The sequence below is a fragment of the Pandoraea pulmonicola genome, assembly GCF_000815105.2.
In the GTDB taxonomy this organism is placed as follows: Bacteria; Pseudomonadota; Gammaproteobacteria; order Burkholderiales; family Burkholderiaceae; genus Pandoraea; species Pandoraea pulmonicola.
In genome coordinates this window covers 2,994,648-3,020,442 of record NZ_CP010310.2, presented here as the reverse complement: position 1 = coordinate 3,020,442, position 25,795 = coordinate 2,994,648, and the positions used below count along the sequence as shown (strand labels likewise).

The following is a 25,795-nucleotide window of genomic DNA, read 5'->3' as shown; positions in this document are numbered from 1 at the left end:
GGTTCGGTTCGGATGATTGCGTTCTTGCGCGGCCGGGCTCGTCAGGCCAGGGCAGCCGCTGCAGTGATTGTGGCCCGGGGCGGCGCGCGCGATTGTGGTGTGAGTCGCGGCTGTGCGCCAGCGCTTTCAAGCGTCGGCGCAGGGATCCGGCGATAGCGATTGCCGGCAAGATTCGTCTGCGCGAATGCCGACGGGATGGGCGGAGCATCGTGAGCCAGGAGCGAGCAATACCCGCAGGCGGTGGCGGGATTCGCGCCGTGCGACACAGGGGCATGCCGCCCCTGTGACGAGGCCTCGTCGAGGCTGACACATCGGGTGTTGGCGAGGGCGTCGTCGAGCGAGGTGGGGTGCGCCCGCAGATACTGGCTGATCAGCGGCATGCAAAGCAGCATCCACATGGCGGCGAGGCCGATCCATGCAGTGCGTTTGCTGCGTGACCATGACGGCATGTTGAGGGGGCATGCGGCCAGATGCCGCGTCGTGACAGTGAGTCCGGATGCTAACACGCAGCCTTGTGCACGAGGACGCGGCAAGCGTCGGAAACGGTCCGGAATTCCGCCGGTTGCGGCAATTTGCCGCGCCATCCGGCGGACTCTGTCTTTTTGCCCGGGCATGCATGAGGCCATCCCTTCCGTTTCAACGAAAAACGCGCCACTATGGAGCGCCTCGTGTCCCTCGCGAGGCATGAGTCGATCCGACCACAAGACAAGGAGAACGAAGATGACGTTGTCCAAAAGAACCGGCATCCTGGCGATGCAAGCCGCGCTGGTGGCATCGCTGGCGTCGACGGTGAGCGGCCACGCGAGCGCGGCGGACGCCAAGCCGCGCATTCTGGTGCTCGCCACCGGCGGCACCATCGCCAGCACTGGTGATGCTCGCTCGGCCATCGGCTACAACGCCGGCGGCGTGACGGCCGAACAGTTGACCGCGAGCGTGCCCGGCCTCGACAAACTCGGGACCATCAAGGCAGAGCAGATCTCCAACATCGGCTCGCAGGACATGAACAGCAAGGTCTGGTATCAACTGGCCGCCCGCATCAAGCAGGCATTCGACAGAAACGAAGCCGACGGCATCGTCGTCACCCACGGCACCGACACCATGGAGGAGACGGCCTTCTTCCTCGATAACGTACTCCCGACGAGCAAACCGGTGGTACTGGTCGGCTCGATGCGCCCGAGCACAGCCGTGAGCGCGGACGGTCCGGGCAACCTGTACGAAGCTGTTGAAGTCGCTGCGAGCGCGCAGTCGCAGAATCGCGGCGTGCTCGTTGTCATGAACGACACGATTCACGCACCGCGCTGGGTCACGAAGACGAATACGACGTCCGTGCAGACCTTCCAGAGCCCCAATGCCGGACCTGTCGGCTACGTCGATCCTGCGTCGGTGCGCTATCTTGCGCCGGCAGCGGGCGGACGCAGGAAGGCTCTCGAAGCGCCCGGCGGCGGTTTGCCACGGGTCGACATCGTCTATGCCCACGCCGATATGGACGCCGTGCAGATCGAGGACGCGGTGCGGCGCAACGCCAAGGGCATCGTGCTTGCGGGCGTGGGCGACGGCAATGCGTCAAAGGCCGCGCTCGACGCGCTGGAAGCGGCCGCCCGCAAGGGGATCGTGGTGGTGCGCGCCTCCCGCGTCGGCGCGGGCTTCGTCAATCGCAACGTCGAGGTGTCGGACGACAAGGCCGGCTTCGTCGTCTCCTACGATCTGAATCCGCAGAAGGCGCGCGTGCTTACGCAACTGCTCATCGGCAACGGCGTGACTTCGGCAGACAGGATTCAGAAGGCGTTCGACGCGACTTATTGATCCTTGCGCCCCTCGCTCGTGGCCTAACATGGGCGGCGGGCGAGGAGGGCGCCGCGCGCTTCGGCGTTTCGGGAGCGATGCAGGACGCTTCGCCGATGTGGGGCGCCGCCGCACCGTTACCCTCTGCGGTGGAAGCGCTGGCGCGGGTAGCCAGATGTGGTGTCAGGCGGTTGCGACAATCATGCGAAGACGTGGCGCTGTCACGAACATGCCATGTTGCCCGTGTACGGTTCGAGGAAAATTTGATGGACGAAACGTTCCATCATTTCCCAACCTCGTGATCGAAAAGTCAAACAATGACGGGCAACCCGGCGTCAATCAGGGGGCTGGCGCTGGCCGGGTGCATGACGTGTCTGGGGTTTCTGGGGGCAGTGCAGGCGGCGTGCGCTCAGCAGTTCAACTTCGATATTCCGGCGCAGCGCCTGTCATCCGCGCTGGATCGGTTCGCCGACATCTCGCACCAATCGGTGCTGTATCGCGACGATCTCGTCGACGGGCGCATGTCTTCCGCAGTGCGCGGCCAGTACAGTCCTACGGTGGCGCTGCGTCTGCTGCTTGAAGGGAGCGGCCTCGTTGCCGACGACGTCAGGACATCGTCCGGAGGCGGTCTGCCCGAAGGTGGTACAGCGCGTGGCTCGGGCGCCTTTGTTCTGACCCCGGGCGCGGCCCACTCCACGGACCCCACCGCCGCAGGTCTCGACCGGAGCTACGACGGACTTGTGCAGACACGTGTCTGGCAGACCCTCTGTCTCGATTCGCGTACCGCACCGGGCAGCTATCGCGCGTTGTTGCGCGTTCAGGTCGATAGCGCAGGCACCGTGCGGCGCTTGCGGCTGCTCGCCTCGACGGGCGACGCGAATCGCGACGCAGCCATGCTGGCCGTGCTCTCAGGGCTGCCGATCGGCTACCCGCCGCCGCCAGGTCTGGCGCAACCCATCACGCTGATGATCCTGCCGCTCAACGCCATTGCCCAAGCGCGCGCCTGCCAGGGAGAACGGTAGGCATGGCCGACGACGTCCCGCAAATCCTGCGCAACCTGGTGTTGCAACGCTACGACGACCTCAAGCGCCGTCTACGCCGCGCCCTCGGCAGCGACGATCTGGCCGAAGACGCCCTGCACGACACCTGGCTGAAGCTGCAGCGCAGCGATGTGGCCGGCCCTGTCCACAACCCGCAGGCGTACGTCATGCGCATGGCCGTCAATTTCGCGCTCGAAATGCGTCGCGCGAACGTCCAGGTGCTTTCCTCCGACGAAGTCGACGCGCTGCTGGAACTCGTACCGGACACCGCTCCGGGGCCGGATCGCGTGGCGGAAGATCGATCGCAAATGCAGGCGCTCAGCGAAATTCTGGCGGCGCTTGCGCCACGCCGGCGGGAAATCCTGATTCTCGTGCGTTGGGAGGGATGGGCGCAACGGGATGTCGCTGACCGGCTGGGCCTGTCGTTGCGCACGGTCGAGTATGAGTTGAAAGCCGCCCAGGACTACTGCGCCGCACGTCTCGCACGCCGCAACGGGGAGGGGCGATGATGTCGTCAAAGAAATACTTGCGGGAGATGCGCCACGAAAACCGTCTGGAAGATTGGGCGTCGGCATTTACCGCCGTCCAAACTCCCGTGCATTCGCGCGCTACCGCCGAAGTGATCTGAACCAACATGCTGAATTCTCCCGACTCCCGCGAGCCCGACCTGCCCGATCCGCTTCGGCAGGATGCGCACGCCTGGCTGGTCAGGCTGACCTCGGGCAAGGCGACGCAGGATGATGCCCGCGCATTCGAACGCTGGCGGGCGACGAGCCCTCGCCATCGGCAGGCGTTCGAGCTGGCGAGGGATCAATGGCGCCTGCTCGGGCCCGCCGCCGGTCAACTGCTTCACGCACGCGTCGAAGTGGCCGACTATCACCGCCGCACGATGCGCCCGTCGAGCATGGGCCGGCGCGTCTTCCTGGGCACGGCGCTCGGGGCTGTGGCAGCGACAGGCGTGGCATTGATCCATCCGCCATTCGGAATGTGGACGCCCGCTGGCGAATGGCGCGCAGACTATCGCACGGGTGTCGGTGAGCAGCGCACCGTCATGCTCGGCGATCGGGTGAGCGTGGTGATGAACACGCGCACCAGCGTGCGCCGGGTCGCCGACGGTCGCCAGACCGTGGGCCTCGACCTGCTCGGCGGGGAAGCTGCCGTCGACGTGTCGGCGGCCGGCCGCACGTTCGGCGTTCTCGCGGGGGCCGGGCGCAGCATGGCCGACGACGGACGCTTCGAGGTCCGCTATCTCGATGGCAAGGCCTGTGTGACGTGCCTTCGCGGGCGAGTGCGCGTCGAGCATCCCGCCGGCGTGCAAACGTTGGCTGCCGGACAACAGACCATCTACGACGAGCGTACCGTAAGCAGCGTGCGCTCGGTCGATGCCACCGACGTGTCGGCGTGGCGCCACGGCGAGCTGGTGTTCAAGCGGGCGACGCTTGCCGCCGTCATCGACGAGATCAATCGCTACCGTCCAGGTCGCGTCGTGCTGATGGCGCAGACGTTGCAGGACAAGACGCTCACCGCGCGCTTCCGGCTCGATGCGCTTGACGTCGCACTGGTGCAGATCCAGCGCTCGTTCGATCTCACCGCGCGTCCGCTGCCGGGTGGGGTGCTCGTGCTGACGTAAGTCACAAAAAAATAATTCGGGAATTTGAGAAGTCCGTTTCATCTAGAGAGGAATGGGGGCCGCGCATGGCAGGCGTCATGTTGCCTGAATGCAAGGGCCGCTTCGGAATCGGCCGCGTGCAAGCATGCGCGCGGCCTCGGTATCGACTCAAACCTCGAGCGGGATTGTCAAATGAGCACACGCGGGCACAGGGGCGCAGCATCGGCATCATGGAATCGTCGGCAGCGCGAGCGGATCCTTCACAGGCTGCCGCTGGCCAAAGCGATCGCCGTGGCCGTGGCAACCGGCGGCGCATTCGGTACCGCACACGCCGAGCAGGCGTTCAGCCCGGCTTGGTTCGCTGCGCGCGGCGCCGCGCAGAGCACCGCGACGGCCACCGGACGGCTTCCCAACGGTATGCCCTCATCGGCGCTGACGAGCCCCTCCGAACAGCAGCGTCTCGCGAACGCACAATTGCAGCAGTCGGTGGCGAACCTCGGGGCGGCGGCCCAGGCGCTTGCCGCACAGCAGGCGATTCAGGCAGCGGCGCGTCAAGCGGCACAAACGGACGCATCGGTGCCCGACGGGCTGACGCAGGGCGGCCTCAAGGTCGACACCAACAGCCTCACGCAAGGATGGATCAACGCCAATGCGCCGACGCAGACCGTTGCCGACGGTCGAACCACCGTCAATGTCCGGCAGACGGCCGACAAGGCCATCCTCAATTGGGAAACGTTCAACGTCGGCAAGAACACCACGCTGAACTTCGCGCAACAAAAGGACTGGGCGGCGCTTAATCGCGTGAACGACCCACAGGCCCGTCCGAGCCAGATCCAGGGGCGGATCCAGGGCGATGGCACCGTGATGATCGTCAACCGCAACGGCATCGTATTCACCGGCACCAGCCAGGTCGATACCCGCAATCTCGTGGCCGCCGCCGCCAACATCAGCAACGACCAGTTCCAGAAGCAGGGCATCTACGGCGTGAACGCCGCAACGCCGAGCTTCACCGACGCCCTGGGCAAAGTGGAAGTCCGGGCGGGCGCACGGATCGCCACGCGCGAGCCGACGAGCGTGACGCAAGGCGGTGGCTACGTCCTGCTGATGGGCAGCACCGTGGAAAACGCGGGCGAGATCGTGACACATCGCGGGCAGACGCAACTTGCCGCCGGCGATGCGTTCATCATCCGGCGCGGCGTCGGCACCGACGGCAACGCCGAGTCGACGACGCGAGGCAACGAGATCGCCCCTCAGTTCGCAGTCAGCAGTACCGCAGGCGCGGTGATCAATCGCGGGCTCATCGTCGCGCGCGAAGGCGACGTGACGCTCGGCGGGCGAGATGTCCGTCAGTTGGGTGTCGCGCTCTCGAGCACCACGGTCAACAACCGCGGCACGATTCACCTGCTCAACTCGACGAAAGACGGCAACGGCCGCGTGACGTTCGGGCAGGGCGCGACGACGGCCGTTCTCGTCGAAGACGACGGCAGTCGTGCGCTCGACAGCCAGCGCGACGCACTGATTCAGGCGTCACGCGATCAGGACGGCAAACGCGGCCTGACAATGGACGCGTTCGACAACCTGTCGAGGCTGTCGGACCGACGCGACCAGTCGCGCATCGAAGTGACCTCCGGCGGCGACGTGCTGTTCGACAGCGATTCGCTCACGCTGGCGACCGGCGGCCAGATCGCCGTCAGCGCGGCGCGCCGCGGCTTCGTGGCGAATCGCGCGAGACTCGACGTGTCGGGTGCGGTCGGCGTCAGCCTGTCGATGGACTCGAACAACGTCAAGGTCAACGTGCAAGGCAACGAGCAACGCGACGCGCCGCGCAATCGCGACACCGGCGATCTGCTCAACGCCAATGTGTGGATCGACCGACGCCGCCTCGTCTACGTGCCGGCCGGCATCGGCGGCTACACGAGCGAGCGTTGGTACACGTCGAACGGTTTGCTCGAAGTCGGTGGATATCTCGGTAATCAGGGACATGGCATTGGCGAATGGGCCGCGCAGGGCGGCACCGTCGTGCTTGGCGGCGCGGAGGTCGTCACGCAGGCCGGATCGGCAGTGAATCTCGCGGGCGGCACGCTCGACGTCCAGACCGGCTATCTCAATCAGACGTGGCTAAAAGGCAGCGACGGCGGGTTGTACAACATCAACACCGCACCGTCGGACATGCAGTTCAAGGGCGTGTATCGCGGTTTTGAGAGCGAACACGCGCGCTGGGGCAAGAATACGACCGAGACCTTCTATACGCCATTGATCGGACCCCAGCGTGTACTGGAGAACGGCTACACGGTCGGGCGCGACGCGGGCCAACTGCTCGTGAACGCGCCCACGGCCATCCTCGAAGGAGACATCACGGCAACGGTTTTCAATGGTGCCCGGCAGACGAGTGCCGCCTCGGCCGCACTGTCCGACGGCTACAAGCAAAGCCAGTACGCGGTCGCGCGAGAGGCGCGCCTTGCCCTGGGACAATACGGAGCGCTCGGGCGCGTCGGGGCGTTCCAGAGTGACGTCGTCATCGGGAATTTTGTCAACGTCGCTTCGACACTCGGCTTGTCCGACGCGCTGGACGCCGCGCGACGGAACACGACGTGGCTTGACGCGTCGCGCCTGAGCGCGCTGCGGCTGGGCGGCCTCGACATCGCAACACGCGGCAACGTGACGCTCGATGCGTCGCTTGCGCTGGCCGATGGCGGCATCGTCACCGTTGTCTCGCCTGTGACCAATCTCAACGCCGACATCACGGTGCGCGGCGGACAGGTGAACGTCGGTAACACGTTGGTGACCAGCGGCACCGAGTTTCTGCTTTCCGGTGGCGAACGCAGCGCCATCACGCTCGCACCTGGCAAGACGATCGACGTGCGCGGCTTGTGGACGAATGCGCGCATGGACGCCTCGACACCCGCACGCCTCGCGCATACGGATGGCGGTGCGGTCAAGCTCGGTTCGACGCTCGACGTGACGTTGGGCAAGGGAAGCCTGATCGACGTGTCGTCGGGCGCGGCGTTGCTCGCCAATGGCAAGGTCCGTGCGGGCAAGGGCGGAAGCGTCACGCTGAGCGCCGACGACGGCGGCAACGGCACGGGCACGCTCATCCTGGATGGCGACATTCGCGGTTTCGGCGCGAGTGGCGGCGGCACACTGACCATCGGCACGGGGCAGCCCGTGGTATTGAGTCAAACCGCGATCTTGCCGGACGGGCGTCTCGCCGCCGGACAGGCCGCGCCGGTTGACCTGCAACTGGGTTCGGACTTCGTGGTGCCCGCCGGCTCGGCATTGCCGTTCTCGTACACCACCACACTCACCCGGTTGGCGGCCGGCGCGGTCGTCAAAGCCGGCGACGAACCCGTCACGCTCAATCCGACCCTTTCGAGTCCGTTGATCCCGCAGGCAGGCTGGATCGTGCCGTCCAGCATGACGGAAGTCGTGGTCGACGGCACACGCAGCGTATGGCCGGGGCAGACGGTGCCGGCAGGCTCGCGCATCACGAGCGTGAATGGCCCACTGCCCGACGGCTACGTGATCCCTGCCGCGGCATTTCCGAACGGCGTGCCGATCAAGGCGAACGTCACGTCATACACGGCGGGCACGCGCGTATCCGCCGATTTCGTCATCGAGGCGGGGACCGCCGTGCCGGCAGGCGCCGTGCTCGACCGCGAGATTGCCGTGCGGCCCGTATTCACGCTTGCGCCATCGAGGTTCGCACAGGGCTTCGGCAACTATGTCGTCAACGGGCACACGGCGCTCGCTGTGACCAAGGGCGCCCGTATCGACGTGACGATGCCCGTGCTGCGTCTGGACGTCAATGCCAATCGCATTGCGACGAGTGATAACCCCGAAGGCGCATGGAGCCTCTGGATGCCGCCGCAGTACCTCGTCGACGCCGCGAGGGGCACGGCCACACGCCGCGGTGGGGCGGACATTGCACTGCAGTCGAGCGGTACCGGGGGAAGCGGTCACATCGACATTGGTGAAGGGGCATCCATTACCGTCGATGCGGGGCGACGCATCGGCGTGGAGAGTCGGGGGCAGATCAACATCGACGGCGCATTGCATTCACCGGGCGGCACCATCGACGTGGTGCAACTGACGAACGCGTATCTCGCCAAAACGCCGGCCACCGCGTCACCGGGACAGCGGTCGATCCTGATCGGCGACCATGCGGTGCTCGATGTGGCGGGACGCGCACCCGCGGCGACCGACGACGCCTACCGGCGCCTGAGCGAAACGCCCGATGGCGGCAGCATCACGATCGGCGCGCCGACGAATCGCGACAACCCGGCGACGCTCGCGCAGGCGGCGGAATCGTTCATCGTCGTGCGGCCTGGTGCTTTGCTCGACGCCTCCGGCGGCAGTGCGTCCGTCGATCTGCCCGGCAACGCGGGAACGCTCACGCTTTCCGGCAACGGCGGCTCGATCGCGTTCAACTCGTTCAACGGCCTGTATTTCGATGGCACGATGCGCGCCGCCGCGGGCGGGTTCGGGGCGCTTGGTGGCACGCTGATCCTCACGCTCGAGACGCCGCGCTATCGCGAAGCGGTGATCCCGGACGACGTGCGCAATCTGCGAATGTTGGTGATCGGTCAGAAGGCGATGCCCAGCGGCTCGGACAAGCCGCTGACGATCGGCACCGCGCGCATCGGCGTCGACCAGATCAAGGCGGGGGGCTTCGACAGTGTTTCCGCTTACGCGGATCTCATCCGATTCGACGGCAACGTCGACCTGGCGCTGGGACGCCGCCTCGAACTTTACCAGGGCACGTTGCTGAGTAATGCCCCCGATCAGACCGTCAGGCTCGCCGCGCCCTTCGTGCAATTTCGCCCGGTGGCCTATCTGCAACTCGAAGGCAATTCGGTGTATCCGAAGGCCACCGGCGCGTTCGGCACACAGCCCTCCGATCTCCCGACGAAGGCGGATCTGCGGGTGGACGCCGACATGATCGAGCTTGGCTCGCTCGGACTCTTCGGTGTGAAGGGCGCACTGCCGTTGGCGAGCGGCACGCGGGCGTTCAACTTTGCCGGCTTCGACACGGCGACGCTGAGAAGTACGGGCGATATTCGTGTCACGAGCGGTGTGGGCGGCTCGCGTACCCTCGATCTGATCGCGGCGCAGATATATCCCGTCACGGGCGTCAGCAACAAGGCACTGGCACCGAGTTTCATCCGCGCCGCGGAGCGCGTGCGCTTCGGGCGCAGTACCGACACGGTGCCGGACATGCCGCAAGCGGCATTCGGCAGACTGAACGTCTTCGCGAAGACCATTGAGCAGGGCGGCGTGCTGCGCGCGCCGCTCGGCATGATCGCGCTTGGCTCGCCAATCGAGTCTGGCAGTGGCACCACCTATGTCGGACCGACCGAAAGCGTGGTGCTCCTGCCGGGCAGTGTGACGTCGGCCAGCGCCAACGGGCTGCTGCTGCCCTACGGCGGTACCGTCGACGGTCTCACGTATTCGCATGCCGGCAATACGCTCACGGGCTCGCTCGACCTCACCACGGGCGTCACGTTCGGCGGCAAGTCGTTCGACGTGCGCAAGGGGGCCGTCATCGATCTGTCCGGTGGCGGTGAACTGCTTGGCGCAGGCTTCGTCAGCGGGCGCGGCGGTTCGGTCGACATTCTCACCACGCCGCTGGCCAACGCCGGCCCGGGATTCAGCTACAGCTCGGCAAGCAACAAGGTCTATGCGATCGTGCCGGGCGCGCAACCCAACTACGCGCCGAACGATCCCGAGGCGGGCGCCATGCCTGACCTCGGCCGCCAGATCACGGTACCGGACGGCGTGCCGGGCCTCAAGGCCGGCACGTATACGCTGATGCCCGCGCGCTACGCGTTGCTGCCGGGTGCGTACCGCGTCGAACTTGGCGCACGTACGACGGCGACTTCGCGGCCGGTACTCACGCGCGACGGTTCGTGGCTCGTTCAGGGTTATCGAGGACAGGCATTGACGTCATACCGGGATGTCTTGCCCACGCGACTGATCGTCACATCCGGGCAAACGGTGCGCAGCCATTCGCAATACAACGAGACGGGACTCGCCGACTTCCTGGTCGCGAGCGCGGCGCGCAGCGGTGCGCCGCGCCCGGTCCTGCCGGCAGATGCCCGCACGCTTTTCCTCACGTATGACACCACACCCGGCAAGCTTCCGGCGCTTGCGTTCCAGGGCGAGGCACTGTTCACGCCAGGCAGGAACGGGCAGGGCGGTATCGTCAGCATCGATGGCACAGGCGCACGTGCCCTGAAGCTCGAGATCGCTCCGAGCGGGGCAACGCCGACCCCCGGGTACGTCTCCCTCGGCGATACGGACCTTAATGCCATCGGCGCAGACCGGCTGATCCTCGGTGGCGGAATGGTGGCGTCGGACAAGCTGACGATCGATGGCATGACCCATACGCTGGCGGTCAGAGAGGGAGCGCAACTGCGCGCGCCCGAGATATTCCTCGTCGGCGGGGCGGGGGGGATCACGATCGACGACGCCGCAAGCATCAGCACTGTCGACATGGGGCGCACCACACCGTTTCCGACATCGGCCGGTTATCGCTACTCGGTGGCACGCGACGCGTTTTTCCAGATCAATGCGCTAGTCCTCTCCAACAATCTGGTGGACATCGTCTCGCAAGCGGGCAATGGCGCCGGCGCAGGCATGAACATCGGCAAGGCCGAGCTCTATACGGAGGGCACGCTGGCCTTTACGGCGAGCCGGGCGGGCACGCTCGTACTCTCGCCCGATCTGCGCTTCGGTGCCAGGTACCTGTCGTTCGCGGTGCCCAACATCAACTTCGGCGAGGCATCGGCGCTTGACGCGGCCGCACGTGCGGGTGTGCTGCCTCAGGGGTTGATTCTCAACCAGCAGGTCCTGGGCAATCTGTTCAAGGGAAATGCGTCGCCGGGCGTACCCAGGGTGGAATCGTTGATCCTGTCCGCCGGCAATGCCATCAACGTCTTCGGGCCGGTGAGTTTCGACACCATCGATCCGTCAACGGGCAAGTCGAGTCTTGCCGAACTGGTGCTCAATACGCCTGCCATCTACGGGCTCGGCGGATCTGGCGACACAGCAAGAATCACCACCGGCCGACTGGTTTGGAATGGGGTGAGCGATGGCCGTACACCCGGCCCCAACGTCGAACCGATCAGCTTGCCGCCGCCCGGCGTCCTGCCGGGCGGTGCAGGCACGGGGCGCGGCACGCTCGACATAGCAGCGAACGAAATCGTGTTTGGCTATCCGAAGTACGGGCTGCCCGACACTCAGCTCACGCTGGATCGCCTGCTGCTGGGTTTCTCGACGGTGAACCTGCTCGCCAGCGAGCGCATCACCGCGAACAACCGAAATACACTCGCCGTTTACCAGTCCGGCACGAACGCTGCAACGTACGCGGGCGGCAATCTCAACCTCGTGACGCCGCTGATGACGGGCGAGGCGGCCTCGATCAATCGCATCGCGGCCGGCGGAGCGCTTCGCCTTTCCTCACCCACGGCGGGAACGCCAGCCAACGCCTCCGAGGCGCTTGGCGCGGAGATCGGCCTCAAGGGGCAGACAGTGACGCTCGCGAGCGCCATTCGGCTGCCGAGCGGCAAGCTGACGGTGGCGGCAGACGGCGACGTTCGTCTGGAGGACGCCGCGCGCATCGACGTGGCAGGACGCGAACTGAAGTTCTTCGACGTCAGCAAATACAGTTGGGGCGGTGACGTTGATCTCTCGAGTGCGCACGGCAACGTCACGCAAGCGAGCGGAGCCGTCATCGACCTGTCGGCCTTGCGCAATCGCGCCGGTTCGCTGTCGGTGACGGCAATCGACGCCAGCGCAGGCACCGTATCGCTGGCCGGCACGATCCTGGGCGCTGCAACGGGAACGTACGACGCCGGCGGCACACGCGTGCCGTATCTCGACGCGAGTCTCGATGTGCGGTCGCAATCGATCGACGACTTCGTCGGGCTGAACCGGCGCCTGAGCGACGGCGGCGTCTTCGGCGCGAGACGCTATCAGCTTCAGCGTGAAGGGCTGGCGCTCGTGGTCGGGGACGAACTCAAGGCCAACACGATCGACGTCTCCGTCGACGCCGGAACGCTCACCGTCAATGGTCGCGTGGACGCCAGCGGCCCGCAGGTCGGCACGATCCGGCTTGCAGCGCGCGACGACCTGACCCTGGCCTCGACGGCGGTACTCGACGCGCACGGCACGCAGCTTCGCGTCGACAACCGAGGCCAGGTCATTGACGCCCCCAACCGCGCCACGGTCGAACTGAGCGCCGGCAGGAATCTGACGACCGGCGTGCCGGGCTGGCTGCGCTTGCAACCCGGCGCCACCATCGACGTGCGTTCGGCCGACGGTGCGACGCGTGGCGCGATCGAGCTCAATGCCCAGCGTCTGGACATGCGCGGCGGTGATATCGCCATCGACGCGAGCGGCCCCATCGCGATCAACGGGGCGAAGCGTGTGGCGGTGAACGGTTTCTGGCGCTACACGGATGCCCCACTGGGTACGCCGTCGAGCGATGGCCGACCCACACAGGTGATCAAGCAGGACTATCTCGACCGCATCGACGGCGACAGCCGTGCTTTCGTCAACGCGGCGTGGGCAAACAGGGACCTGCAGGGGCGTCTGGCCGGGTTGCGCAGTCTGGGAGACGTGTACCATCTGCGCCCGGGCGTGGAGATCGCGAGCGCGACGCCGAGCGGCAACCTGCTGGTCGACGGCGATCTCGACTTCTCCGGTTACCGCTACGGCCCGCGTGCCGACGCATCGGTGCGCGGCTCGGGCGAGCCGGGCGTGCTGCTGCTGCGGGCAGGCGGCGACCTCACGATCAAGGGAAGCATCAACGACGGGTTCGCTCCGCCGCCGGCAACGCCCGACGACAACGGCTGGATGATCAACGGGAAGGTCCATGCCGGCGATATTCTCACCGCGCCCTACGACGGCACCGGGCGCACGACCGTGTTCGAAAACGACTACCTGCTGCCGGATGACTGCTGGGACTGCATGGTCATTTCACCCGCCGGTGACTTTTACATAAATGGCATGACGGTGCCCGCCGGCACGCAGGCCGAGGTCATCTATCTGCCTGCAGGCATGCCGAGCCCCATGACCTACGACGTGTCGGTGCCCAGGCCGGAGCCGGGCAAGATATGGGCTGTCGCCCCCATGCTTGCGCCGGGTACGCGCTCGTGGTCGATGCAACTGGCGGCGGGCGCAGACGTCGGTTCGGTCAACAGCCATTCGTTGCAGACGACGAAGCGAGGCGACCTCGTGCTCGACGACGAGCATTTCAGCGGCCCGGACAGGACGTTCCGGGCCATCAGCGTCGTGCGCACCGGTACGGGTGACCTTTCGCTGCTCGCGGGCGGCAATCTGACGATGAAATCGCTGTTCGGTGTCTATACGGCAGGCACGCAATCGTCGCCGGTGCTGGCCGCGGACGGCAGCAATCCCTACAATCTGCCGCGCGGTGTGGAGCAGCAGTCGGGCTCGGGCGCCACGACGGTGCTGGGCCCCAACGGCACGGCGTATGAGTCGCTGGTGAACGGTCCGTCGAGCGTCTATCAGGCGTGGTTTCCGGAGCAGGGCGGCAACGTGCTCCTGAAAGCGCAAGGCAACATCACGGGCTTCACGGCCGGCACCGCAGCGGCGACGGCGACAGCCGGCACCGGCAACTGGCTGTGGCGCCAGGGCGGCGACGTGGGCGGCGTGCCGGCCGCATGGTGGATCAACTTCGGTTCGTACGCACTGCCGACGACGAACGACGGCACACGGCCATCCCAGATACCGCGGCTGGTCGGTTTCAGCGGCATCGGCGCGCTGGGTGGGGGCAACGTGGACATCCGGGTGGGCGGCGACGCCGGCGTGGTGGCCGCGATGGGCGATTCAACCGAGCGCATCAGCCAGGGGTTGAACGTCGCCGTGGGCGGCACGGGGCGTGTGACGGCCGACGGCAACTGGATCGTGACCGGCGGCGGGGATCTCAATGTGCGCATTGGCGGCTCGCTCAATCCGCTGGACCCGAACATGACGCGAAGCAGTTCGAACGAGTCGCTCTTCGTGCGCGGGGCGGTTCTCGACGCGAACCTCACTGGCACGCTCACGAACCTGCGTGGTGCGCTGAGCCTCAGTGCGGGCGCCATCGGTCGCATCGATCTGGGTTACGGAGTGAAGTCGCTCGCATATACGGCTGATCCGCGGGCCGTCGACCTCGATACACCGAACGGCGGACGTTCCAACGGCGGCCCGACGCTCGTGCTCGGCGACAGCGCTGTGTCCTTCGCGTCGCGGGGCGATCTCGTGCTTTCGCGCGTGGACGATCCGGGCCGGGCGCTGGTTCACAACACCACGCCGTACCGCGTCACCTCCGAAGGATCGTCCGTCGATTACCGTGGCGGCGGCTACAGCTGGTTCTCGCTGTGGAACGATCGCACGTCGGTCGATCTGCTCGCCGCGGGCGGCAATTTGACGCCGACCACGGTCGGTACGACCGACGGCCAGTCGCGCTCGGTCGGCGACTATCCGGCCATCCTGCGTGCCGCGGCAGGTGGAGGCGGGATTTACTACGGTGCGAGGCTCTACGACGGCGCCAACGTCTACACCACATCGGTGACGCTCGCGCCCTCGGCGGCGGGGCAACTCGAAATACTCGCCCGCAAATCGATTCAGGCGATGGGCTTGTCGCTGAACATGTCCGGCGCCGACACGAGCGTCGTGGCGACGCCCGCACATCCCGCCTTCATCGGCTATGCGGGTCAGAACGCGAGGACCGTCAGCAATATGGCGACTTTCCTGCCAGTCGGCGCCGGCGCCGGATCGCTCTACGCGTTCGGCTCGAACACGATTACGGGCGATCTGCATGCCGGCGATGCGGACCCGCAGCGCTTCTACGCGGTCGAGGGCGATATCGTGGGGCTGCGCACGGGCGAAGTTCTGGACTTCACCAACGGCGGCACGATGGCGTCGCGCTATCCGTATAACCAGTGGAACGTTGCGGCCAAACCGGTCTGGGTCATCGCCGGTCGGGACGTCGTGGGCGCCGGCGCCGTGCCGGCGTTCTACGTCAACGGCAAGCCCATCTACGCCGATGGCGCCTACAGCGCCAAGTCGTCCGGAAACCTGCTGTATCACCCCGACGCCACCGACGTGTCGGTCGTGCGTGCGGGCCGCGACATCCTGCAATCCAACTTCCTGGTGGCCGGGCCGGGCGCGCTGGAGATCTCAGCGGGCCGCCATCTCTATCAGGCCGACCTCGGTTCCATCACGAGCGTGGGGCCGATTGCGACGGGCGACAGCCGCCCGGGGGCGACCATCGTCGCCATGGCGGGTGTTGGCGCGGGCGGTCCCGACTACGCGGGTCTGCGGCGCTATCTCGCCCCCGCGAATCTGCTTGCCGTGGACGCCCCGCTGGGCGCGATGGGCAAGGTCGCGAAGACGTACGAAGGCGAGCTCGCGGCGTGGCTCAAGTCGCGCTACGGATTCTCGGGCTCGAGCGCCGAGGCGCTTGCGTACTTCGACACGCTGACGGCCGACGCGCGGAGTATCTTCCTGCGAAGCGTGTTCTACGCCGAACTGAAAGCGGGGGGACGCGAGTACAACGACGTGGACAGCCGTCGCCACGGGAGCTACCTGCGCGGGCGCAACGCCATTGCCGCGCTGTTCCCGGAAACGGCGGACAGTGCGGCGCGCGCGGGCGACATCACGATGTTCGGCGGCGCTGGCATACGCACGTACTTCGGTGGCGATATCGACATGCTGGCGCCTTCCGGCAAGATCATTGCCGGCGTACCAGGCGTCGTGCCGCCTGCCACCTCGGGGATCGTCACACAGGGCGCGGGCGACATCAACCTGTATTCGCGCAGCAGCGTGCTGCTCGGACTCTCCCGCATCATGACGACGTTCGGTGGCAGCATCCTGGCGTGGTCTGCGCAAGGCGACATCAATGCGGGGCGCGGCGCCAAGACGACGGTGCTCTATACGCCGCCCAAGCTGACCTACGACGACAAGGGCAACGTGACGCTCGCCTCGCAAGTCCCGTCGACGGGGGCGGGTATCGCCACGCTGGCGCCGATCGCCGAAGTGCCGGCGGGGGACGTCGACCTCATCGCCCCGCTGGGGACGATCGATGCGGGCGAGGCCGGGATCCGCGTTTCGGGCAATGCCAACGTGGCGGCCCTGCATGTGGTGAACGCCGAGAACATTCAGGTGCAGGGCAAGTCGACGGGCATGCCGACCGTCGCGGCAGTGAACGTCGGCGCGCTTGCCAATGCGAGTACCACGGCGTCGCAGGCCGCGAGCGCCTCGCAGGATGCCGTGGCGCGCGACAGGGCTGCCGCTCGCCAATCGAGACCGTCGATCTTCAACGTGCGGATGCTGGGGACGGGCGGCGACGCTTCGGCGCCTGCGGCCGGTGACCTTCGCAGGGCCTTGCCGGCGGGAGCGGCGTCGACGCCGTCACAGACGCCGTATGACGCGAGGATCCCGGTGCAGGTACTCGGCCACGGCAAGCAGTTCGATCCGGCGCTGATGTCGATGCTCAGCGACGACGAGCGACGGCAACTTCGGCAGGAGCGCTAAGGTGAAAGGAAGCCAAGCCATCGCAGGCCTGCGGTGGCTGCGCCCTGACGTGTCGAGCCAGTGATGGACCAGCGGGGGCCGAGGGGACAACTGACGGATCAGGCGTAGCCCGACGGATTGTTGACCTGCCAACGCCAGTGGTCGACGCACATGCGCTCGATGCCGTGTTTGGCTTTCCAGCCCAGAAGCGCCTGCGCCAGCGACGTCGACGCATAGCAGCACGCGACGTCGCCTGCACGCCTGGGCATGAATTCGTGCGGCACGCGTTGTCCGCAACTGGCCTCGAACGCCTGGATGAGCTGAAGGACGGAATAGCCGCGGCCAGTCCCGAGATTCACCGTGAAACCATGGCCCAGGCGTCGCAGCGCGTCGAGCGCTCTTACGTGCCCGTCGGCAAGGTCCATCACGTGGACATAGTCGCGCACACCCGTACCGTCCACCGTGTCCCAGTCGTTGCCGAACACCTTTAACGTCGGCTGGTGGCCCAGCGCGACACGGGTGACGATCGGCATCAGGTTATTGGGTATGCCGAGCGGGTCTTCGCCGATCCGTCCGCTCTCGTGCGCGCCGACCGGATTGAAGTACCGCAGCATGGCGATGCGCCACGCGGGATCCGCGTTGGCCGTATCACGAAGTATGGTCTCCGCGATGAGCTTGGTTTGCCCATACGGGCTTGCCGCCGAGAGCGCGCACGACTCGTCGATCGGCATTCTCTCGGGATTTCCGTACACAGCCGCCGAAGAACTGAACACGAGATCGCGCACGCCATGCCTCTGCATGGCCCGCACCAGCGTCAGCACGGAGCCGACGTTGTTGCAGTAGTACTCGACGGGCTTGCTGACCGACTCGCCCACAGCCTTGAGCGCGGCGAAGTGGATGACGCACGCGATGTCGAAGTCCGTAAACACACGGTCCAGCACGCTCTCCGAGCACACATCCCCTTCAATGAACACCGGCGCGCGCCCGCAGATCTCGGCAATGCGTTCCACGACAATCTTCCGGCTGTTGACCAGGTTGTCCACGATGACCACGTCGTAGCCACCGTCAAGCAGCGCCACGCACGTATGCGAGCCGATGTAACCGGCCCCTCCTGTCACGAGAACTGTCTCACGACGCATTGTTGCGATCCTCTAAATTCCCTTCAATCCGGCATCATAAGTTGGCTCCATGCAACAAGGCAACCGTGCCGCGCTGCCAATTTGCACGTCTTTGCAGTTTTCTCCCGCCATCGCCCTGGAACCGCCCGGCACAGCCTGGCATAAGCGCCTTGGTATGACTCTTGCGCCGCCATTGAGACCATGGGTTTGCCCCGTCCCGCGCCGCGCATCCAACGCCACGCCCGGCGAGCCAGAAGGTCATGACATCGAAGACAGATCCCGCATCCGGCAATGTGAAATGGCAGATCGCAGCCTACCTCTGGCAGGCCGTGCGCGCGCACGGCTGGCGCGTGGCCCTCGCGCTGGCGCTGCTGCTTGCCGCGAAACTCGCCTCGGTGTCGGTCCCGGTACTGCTCAAACGCATCGTGGACGAGCTGGGCGCGCCGACGGTCGCGATGTTGCCGGTCTTCGCGATCCTCGGTTACGCGGTCGTGCGCTTCATGTCCAACGCCTTCAACGAGGTGCGCGACGTCGCCTTTTGCGAAGTCACGCAGCGCACCGTGGCGGACCTGACCGTCAGGACCTTCTCGCACCTGCACCACCTGAGCGCGCGGTTTCACGCACAACGGGAAACCGGTGCGGTCATTCGCGACATGGAAAAGGGGACGACGGCGGTGGGCTTCCTGCTCGGCGTCTCGCTCTTCGCCATCGTCCCGACGCTGGTCGAGATCGGGATGATCCTGGTGATCATCGTGCGCAACTACGGCGGTGGGTTTCTCGCGATCATCGCGACGACGTTCGTGTCCTACGCCGCATGGACGGCCTACGCTACGCGCCGCCGCATGCGCATGCAGAAGCAGGTCAACGCGCTCGAGGCCGCACAGAGCAGCCGCATCGTCGACAGCCTGCTCAATGCCGACACCGTCAAGTATTTCGTGCGGGAGTCGTTCGAGACGGAAAGGCTGCGCGTCGTCGCGGACGACTGGGCGAAGGCGGGCGTGGCCAACCAGGCGGCGCTCTCCGCATTGCACATCGGGCAGAGCGCCTGTATCGGCGCCGGCATTGCCGCCGTCATGCTGCTCGCGGGGCAGCACGTCATGACCCGCGCCATGACCCTCGGCGATCTGGTGCTCATCAACGCGTACATCATCCAGGTCAGCCTGCCACTCAATTCGCTGGGCTTTGTGTTCCGCGAGACGAACGACGCCATCACCAACATCGAACGCCTCTTCGCGCTGCTCTTCGCCAAGGGGCGGCCGGACGAGGACAACGACGCGCGCGACGCCCGCCCGCTCGTCGTCACGGGGGGCGCCATCGAGTTTTCGGGCGTGGACTTCAGCTACGAGCCGGGGCGGCAACTGTTGCACGACGTGTCGTTTCGCGTGGGCAGCGCCCAGACGGTGGCCGTCGTCGGCGGCAGCGGCTCCGGCAAATCGACGCTTGTGCGCCTGCTCTTTCGTCTGTATCAGCCCGACGCCGGCGTCATACGCATCGATGGCCAGGATCTGCGCGAGGTCACGCAACAGAGCGTGCGCGACGCCATCGGCATCGTGCCGCAGGACACGATCCTGTTCAACGAAACGCTCGCATACAACATCGCCTACGGTCGGCCGGGCGCCACGCGCGCCGATGTCGTCAAGGCCGCACGCAGCGCGCAACTTGCCCCCTTCATCGAGGCGCTGCCCGACGCGTACGAGACCCGCGTCGGCGAGCGCGGCATGCGACTCTCGGGCGGAGAGCGGCAGCGCATCGCCATCGCTCGTGCGCTGCTCAAGCGTCCGCCGATCATCGTGTTCGACGAAGCCACGTCCGCCCTCGACACGCGAACCGAGCGCGCGATCCAAGCCGAGATGATGCAACTGGCCGAACAACGCACGAGCCTGTTGATCGCACATCGACTGTCCACGATCGTCGGTGCGGATCGGATCCTCGTGATGGATCGGGGCCGTATCGTGGAGCAAGGCCGCCACGACGACCTGCTCGCCCGCGGCAGCGTCTACGCGCAGCTGTGGCACCTCCAGGAGCAACAGCGCGAGCTGGAGCAGATCGAGCGTCGCGTCGTCATGCAACCCGTGCAGCTCGTGCCTTTCGTCGACGGCGTGCTCGATGCCTTGCGCGAGCCGTTGCGCGTTCATCGGACGCAATTGAACCGCGAGATGACGAGCGACGATCCGGTGGTCGCCGTCGACGCGCCGGGGCTGCACCACCTGCTGTGGGAAATCCTGCGCTTCGGCGTGGAGATGGCGGGCCAGGACGGACGGCTCGATGTCCGCGTGGTGAGCGGGGCGACGGACGCGGCGATCGTACTCGGCGGCCCGCTGTTCGACGCCCCCGAACTCTCTTTGCTCGACTTCACCTCGATCCAGGCCAGCCTGGAACAACACGGCGCCTACCTCACGAGATCGCACGACGACGAGGGTGTGACCTTGCGCATCACGCTGCCGTTGGCGGCGCATGGGGCCGGCGGCGACCAAGACATCCCTGTTTCCCTTTCCGGAGAACGCAATGCCGACGCTCACCCCGCAACTTCCCAGCAACCCACCGAACCTCACCGCTTTTGACATGACGCGCCACAACGGAAGTCACTTCGCCGACCGGGAAGCCGCCATCGAGGCGCTGGAACTGCTCATGCCCACGCTGCTGAGCGCCATGCACAACGATACCGTGAGCCAGAGCGGCTGCCTGCACATCGTTGTGATGGATCCCGCGATGGGGCCCGACGTCGCGACATTCGAGGAGTCGATCCTGTACGAGCTCTCGCTGCCGGACCGGAAGCAATGGGACGCCGACTACGGTGCCTATGCGCGCGCCAAGGCCCGGGTCTCGTGGCTCACCGGCAAGGACAGTCGCGTCGTGCAACTGTGCGAACCGCACCGGCTGCGCAGGGGCGACACCAATCTTTGGGGAAGCGTGGCGCAGCACGGCATCGTCGTCGCCGTGTCCGGCGCCCAGCCGCATTTCGACGAGGCGCTTGCCGGCTGCGTCGCGCACTGTCTGCGCGCCGTGGCGCAGCATCGCGCCAACCGCACCTCCGAAACGCTCGCGCTGTCGGACGACTGAGCGCCGGCGAGCGCCCCGAGGCCGGGCATCGCCAAATTACACAGGGCTGGCAGAAAGGCAGGGCGGAGGTGCGGCACCGCACGACACTGCCACTCGCGGATGCGCGTCCCGTCACCCTGTCCGGGAACGGAACGCTTTATGAAACATGGAGTTACGCATTACTGCGTCAGGTCGTCAACCGACGCGCTCCTGACTGGCATGCAATTCGCTCTGTCTCAGTCAGTTGTCCCGTCAACCGTTGTGCCATTTGGAATGTCTTTCAGGAGCCAGCATGTCAGCAAAGGAACATCACGATGCGCGCCCGACGGCCGAGCCAACGTTGCGAGGGCGAAACGTCCTCGTGACGGGCGGCGCCCGAGGCCTTGGCGCGGCGATCTGCGAGAACCTCGCGAGCGCGGGGGCGCGCGTCACGCTGGCGGACGTGGATCGCACGTTGGCCGCCACGACGTGCGAAAGCCTGACCGCGCAGGGGCTCGACGTTGCGTTTCAATGCTTCGACGTTCGCCACGAAGCGTCGGTCACCGAAGCCGTCCACGATGCCCGTGCCCGCATGGGCGGGCTCGATGTGATCGTCAACAACGCCGGCATCGACATCACCGCGCCGGTCGACGAAGTGAGTGCGGCGGCGTGGCACGACGTGCTGATGACGAACCTCTTCGGGCCGTACCTGATGTGTCATGCCGCCGTGCCGATGATGCGCGCGTGCGGCGGCGGACACATCGTCAACATCGCCTCGACGGCCGCCAAGCGCGCCTGGCCGAACGCCTCGGCCTATCACGCCACGAAGTGGGGCCTGCTCGGGCTGTCGCACGCGCTGCATGCCGAACTGCGCGAGGCCGACATCAAGGTCACGGCGATCGTCGCTGGCGGCATGCGCACACCGTTCCTGCTCGAGCGTTTTCCCGACATCGACGAGACGACGCTGCAGCCGCCCGAAAACGTGGCCAACACCGTGCGTTTCGTCCTGACGCAGCCCGACGGCACCGTCATTCCGGAGGTCATGGTGCTGCCGATGCGAGAAACGTCATGGCCGTGATCTCTGGCGACACGTTCCCGGCGGGCGCCATTCTGATCGACAAGGACGGCACGCTCATCGACGACGACCCGTTCAACGTCGACCCGAGCCGCATTCGTCTGGCGCCAGGCGCCGAGCAGGCGCTGTGCGACTTCGCATCGCTGCGCTGGCCGGTCGCCGTCGTGTCCAATCAACCGGGTGTGGCGTTCGGCCACTTTGCGGAATCCGCGCTCAACGACGTGCGCGAACATCTGTCACGCGTGATGGCGGACTACGGCGTGGACTTCGCCGGGTTCTTCTACTGCCCGCACCATCCCCAGGGACGCGACGCCGCCTATCGCACCGTTTGCGCGTGCCGCAAGCCGGCACCGGGATTGCTGCGGGCGGCTGCGCGCCATATCGGCGTGCCGCTGTCCCGATGCTGGATGATCGGCGACATTCTCGACGACATCGAAGCCGGCAACGTGGCAGGTTGCGAGACGGTGCTCGTCGACTGCGGCAACGAAACGGAATGGCGACCCGGCATGCACCGTACGCCGGATCACACCGTGGCTGCCGTGGACCAGGCCTCGCGTCTGGTGGTTTCGCGTGTGCGCGATGCGAGCGCCGTCGCGCTCGGGAGGCCATCATGAACGGCTGGCGTGCAGCGCGGCGCATCCTCTGCGTCCGGCTCGACAACATGGGCGACGTGCTGATGACGACGCCGGCGATGCGGGCGCTCAAACAGTCGGGCTGCGACCGCCATCTCACGCTGCTGACGTCGTCGTCCGCCGCGAAGCTCGCGCCGTTCCTGAACATGATCGACGACGTGTGGGCCTACGATGCTCCCTGGGTGAAGCATCCCGTGACTTCGACGCCGGAGCCGGACCTCGCGATGATCGAACGCCTGCGCGAAGCGCGTTTCGACGCGGCGGCGATCTTCACGGTGTATTCGCAAAGCCCACTGCCTGCCGCGTTGATGTGTCGGCTGGCCGGCATTCCGCTGCGGCTTGCCCATTGCCGGGAGAATCCCTACGCGCTGCTGACCGACCGGATCGCGGAAACCGAGCCGCACTCGGGGACCCGGCACGAAGTGGTGCGTCAGCTCGCGCTCGTTCAGTCGGTGGGCGCCGTGACCTCCGACGACCGCCTCGGGTTCGAGGTCCGGCGTCAGGATCGCAGGGCTGTCGCCGAACTGCTTGCCGCAGCACGTCGTCACCATTCGGCCGGGCGTTGGCTCGTCATTCATCCGGGCGCCACGGCATCATCGCGGCGGTGGCCGGCAGAGCGCTTCGGCGAAGCGGGCGCCCAGCTCGCGTGCGACTTCGACGGTGTCGCGGTGACCGGCAGCCACGACGAACAGGCGCTCGTGGCGGCGATCTGTGCCCGCATCGGCAGAAAAGCGGTGCCGCTCGCGGGCGCGCTGTCGCTGGGCAAGCTCGCGGCGTTGATCGAACGCGCCGACCTGCTCGTCGCGAACAACACGGGCCCGGTCCATATCGCAGCCGCGCTCGGCACGCCCGTGGTCGATCTCTACGCACTCACCAATCCGCAGCATCGTCCCTGGCAGGTGCCGAATCGCGTGCTCAACGTTGACGTGCCATGCCGGAATTGTTACCGCAGCGTGTGCGACCAGCCGGGCCATCCGTGTCTGACGGGCGTGTCGCCGGACGCGGTGGTCGCGGCGGCGCGTCTCCTGCTGTCTCGTACGTCGCGCACTTCACGCACCGAGCCTAGTGTGCACGGCGAGGCGCCACGCACGGCGCTGCTGCGTCCCGCGCATGGCGGCGCACGTGACACCTTGCCGGCTGGAGCCGCCGTCGCCGCCGCGCACGACATTCTTGCGAGGAGTCGCTGACATGCCGCAGTCCGCAACGCGTTACACCTTGGGCGTCAACGCCGCCTTTCACGACAGCGCCGCGTGTCTGATACGGGACGGGGAGGTCGTCGCGGCAGCCGAGGAGGAACGCTTCACCCACATCAAGCATGGGAAGCGGCCCGTCCCGTTTTCGGCCTGGGAGCTGCCTTACCACGCCATCGACTATTGCCTGCAGGTGGCGGATATCGAAATGCGCGACGTGCATGACGTCGCCTATGCATACGATCCGTGGTTGCAGGTCGCACGCGGAGATATCCCCGGCATCGACATGCGTGGTGGATCCTCGCAGGACTTGCACAACGCGTTCATGCAACTGCCGTTGATGCCGTCGGCTCACGCCAGTCCCGCAGGCAACGGTTCGCCCTGGGATCCGCTGTTCCTGTCGTATGTCGTCAATGCGCCGCGACAACTGGCCGACGGCGTGCCGCACCATCTGCAGAAGCGGTTCCGAGGGCTGCGCCATGACGGTCCATATCAATGGCACAACGTGGAGCACCATCTGGCCCACGAGGCCAGCGCGTTTCTCGCCGCGCCGTTCGAGCGCTGTGCGGTTCTCACGATGGACGGCCGCGGAGAACTCGTCACCACGAGCTACGGCTTGTTCGACGGGAGTCGCTATCAGCGCATCAAGCAGATCGATCTACCGAATTCGCTTGGCCTGCTCTATGAGCGCATTACGAGGCATCTCGGCTTTCTGCACTCGTCCGACGAGTACAAGGTGATGGCGCTCGCTTCGTTCGGACAGCCCTCGTATCTGCCCGAGATGCAGGCGTTGGCGCGCTATGTCGGCCACGGGACCTACGTGACGCCGGAGCGCGATCTCACCGGACTGCTGGGCCCGGCCCGCCAGCGCGGCTGGCCGCTGGAACAACACCATTTCGACATCGCGCGATCGCTGCAGGACACGCTCGAGTCCCTCGTCCTCGACATGACGCAGTGGCTGGCGAAGGAGACCGGCGAGCGTTGTCTCGCGATGGCCGGTGGCGTGGCGCTCAACTGCGTGATGAACGCGCGCGTGCGGGACGAGGGACCGTTCGCGTCGGTCTGGGTGCAGCCTGCCGCGGGCGATGCCGGTACGGCGCTGGGCGCGGCGTTGTGGGTCGATTTCAAGCAACGTGGCACGCGCGGCGATTGGCGCATGGCGCACGCCTATCTCGGTCCGTCGTTCGAGGAGACAGAGATCAGGGCTTTCCTCGACGAGGCCAAGCTGTGCTATCGCCGCCTGGACGACGTGCCTCGCGAGACGGCGAAGTTGCTCGCGCAGAATCGCGTGATCGGCTGGTTCCAGGGGCGCATGGAGTTCGGTCCGCGCGCGCTCGGCGCGCGTTCGATCCTGGCCTCGCCGATCGATCCGGGCATGCAGCAGCGCCTGAACCAGATCAAGGATCGCGAGGACTTCCGGCCGGTGGCGCCAGTGGTGCTCGAGGAGAAGGCCCATGAGTGGTTCCGCCCAATGCGACGCGAGCGGGAGGAAGGCGGCAAGCTCTACGCGCCGTTCATGCTGTTCGTGTACGGCATTGCGTCAGGCCGGGACACCCGCATTCCCGCCGTGTGTCACGTCGACGGCACCGCTCGGGTGCAGACCGTGAACGCGTCCCAAAACCCGGACTATCACGCGTTGCTGACGGAGTTCGAGGCGCTGACCGGCGTGCCGGTGCTGGTCAACACGTCGTTCAACACGCGTGGCGAACCCATCGTCTGCACGCCGCGCGATGCGGTCGAATGCTTCTGGGCGTCGCCTCTCGACGCGCTCGTCATCGGCCCGTTCCTGCTGGAGAAGGCGCAATGAGT

General features: G+C 66.4%; 12 protein-coding genes and 1 pseudogene. 11 read left to right on the top strand and 2 right to left on the bottom strand.

The window, feature by feature from the left end; translation table 11 throughout:
* Positions 1-41: 41 nt before the first annotated feature.
* Positions 42-398: a DUF2946 family protein gene (locus tag RO07_RS26305; protein ID WP_160118126.1), complete on the bottom strand. Its 357-nt coding sequence runs from the start codon at positions 396-398 to the stop codon at positions 42-44.
* A 322-nt stretch (positions 399-720) separates the two neighbouring features.
* On the opposite strand from RO07_RS26305, the gene RO07_RS13060 reads away from it, so the two are divergent.
* From RO07_RS13060 to RO07_RS13040, 5 genes are all read left to right on the top strand, one after another.
* Positions 721-1,803: an asparaginase gene (locus RO07_RS13060; RefSeq protein ID WP_167369436.1), complete on the top strand. Its 1,083-nt coding sequence runs from the start codon at positions 721-723 to the stop codon at positions 1,801-1,803.
* A 296-nt stretch (positions 1,804-2,099) separates the two neighbouring features.
* Positions 2,100-2,804, top strand: coding sequence for a hypothetical protein (locus RO07_RS13055; RefSeq protein ID WP_039411233.1), 705 nt, complete (start codon positions 2,100-2,102; stop codon positions 2,802-2,804).
* Between the two features lie 2 nt (positions 2,805-2,806).
* Positions 2,807-3,331, top strand: a complete 525-nt coding sequence (locus RO07_RS13050; protein ID WP_039411231.1) for an RNA polymerase sigma factor — start codon at positions 2,807-2,809, stop codon at positions 3,329-3,331.
* A 125-nt stretch (positions 3,332-3,456) separates the two neighbouring features.
* Entirely contained in the window at positions 3,457-4,452 is a 996-nt protein-coding gene (locus RO07_RS13045; protein WP_052267270.1) for a FecR family protein, read from the top strand.
* Positions 4,453-4,722: 270 nt separating this feature from the next.
* On the top strand, positions 4,723-16,974 hold the full coding sequence (locus tag RO07_RS13040) for a filamentous haemagglutinin family protein (RefSeq protein WP_160118125.1): 12,252 nt from the start codon (positions 4,723-4,725) through the stop codon (positions 16,972-16,974).
* Between the two features lie 98 nt (positions 16,975-17,072).
* Here the strand turns inward: RO07_RS13040 and galE are convergent, their stop codons facing one another.
* A complete protein-coding gene (galE, locus tag RO07_RS13035) occupies positions 17,073-18,092 on the bottom strand; it encodes a UDP-glucose 4-epimerase GalE (protein ID WP_039411227.1) in 1,020 nt (339 codons plus the stop codon).
* Between the two features lie 239 nt (positions 18,093-18,331).
* Here galE and RO07_RS13030 point away from each other — a divergent pair.
* The 6 genes and pseudogenes from RO07_RS13030 to RO07_RS13005 all read left to right on the top strand — a co-directional run.
* Positions 18,332-20,515, top strand: a pseudogene (locus RO07_RS13030) (ABCB family ABC transporter ATP-binding protein/permease); the annotation flags it as partial.
* 118 nt (positions 20,516-20,633) lie between these two features.
* Positions 20,634-21,131: a hypothetical protein gene (locus RO07_RS13025; protein ID WP_052267268.1), complete on the top strand. Its 498-nt coding sequence runs from the start codon at positions 20,634-20,636 to the stop codon at positions 21,129-21,131.
* A 271-nt stretch (positions 21,132-21,402) separates the two neighbouring features.
* Positions 21,403-22,167 carry an SDR family oxidoreductase gene (locus RO07_RS13020; RefSeq protein WP_039411223.1) on the top strand — a complete coding sequence of 255 codons (765 nt, stop codon included), beginning with the start codon at positions 21,403-21,405 and terminating at the stop codon, positions 22,165-22,167.
* Entirely contained in the window at positions 22,158-22,778 is a 621-nt protein-coding gene (locus RO07_RS13015; RefSeq protein ID WP_039411221.1) for a D-glycero-alpha-D-manno-heptose-1,7-bisphosphate 7-phosphatase, read from the top strand. Before RO07_RS13020 ends, RO07_RS13015 begins: the two co-directional genes overlap by 10 nt.
* Entirely contained in the window at positions 22,775-23,983 is a 1,209-nt protein-coding gene (locus RO07_RS13010) for a glycosyltransferase family 9 protein (RefSeq protein ID WP_052267267.1), read from the top strand. Before RO07_RS13015 ends, RO07_RS13010 begins: the two co-directional genes overlap by 4 nt.
* 1 nt (position 23,984) lies before the next feature.
* Entirely contained in the window at positions 23,985-25,793 is a 1,809-nt protein-coding gene (locus tag RO07_RS13005; protein WP_039411218.1) for a carbamoyltransferase family protein, read from the top strand.
* Positions 25,794-25,795 lie beyond the last annotated feature (2 nt).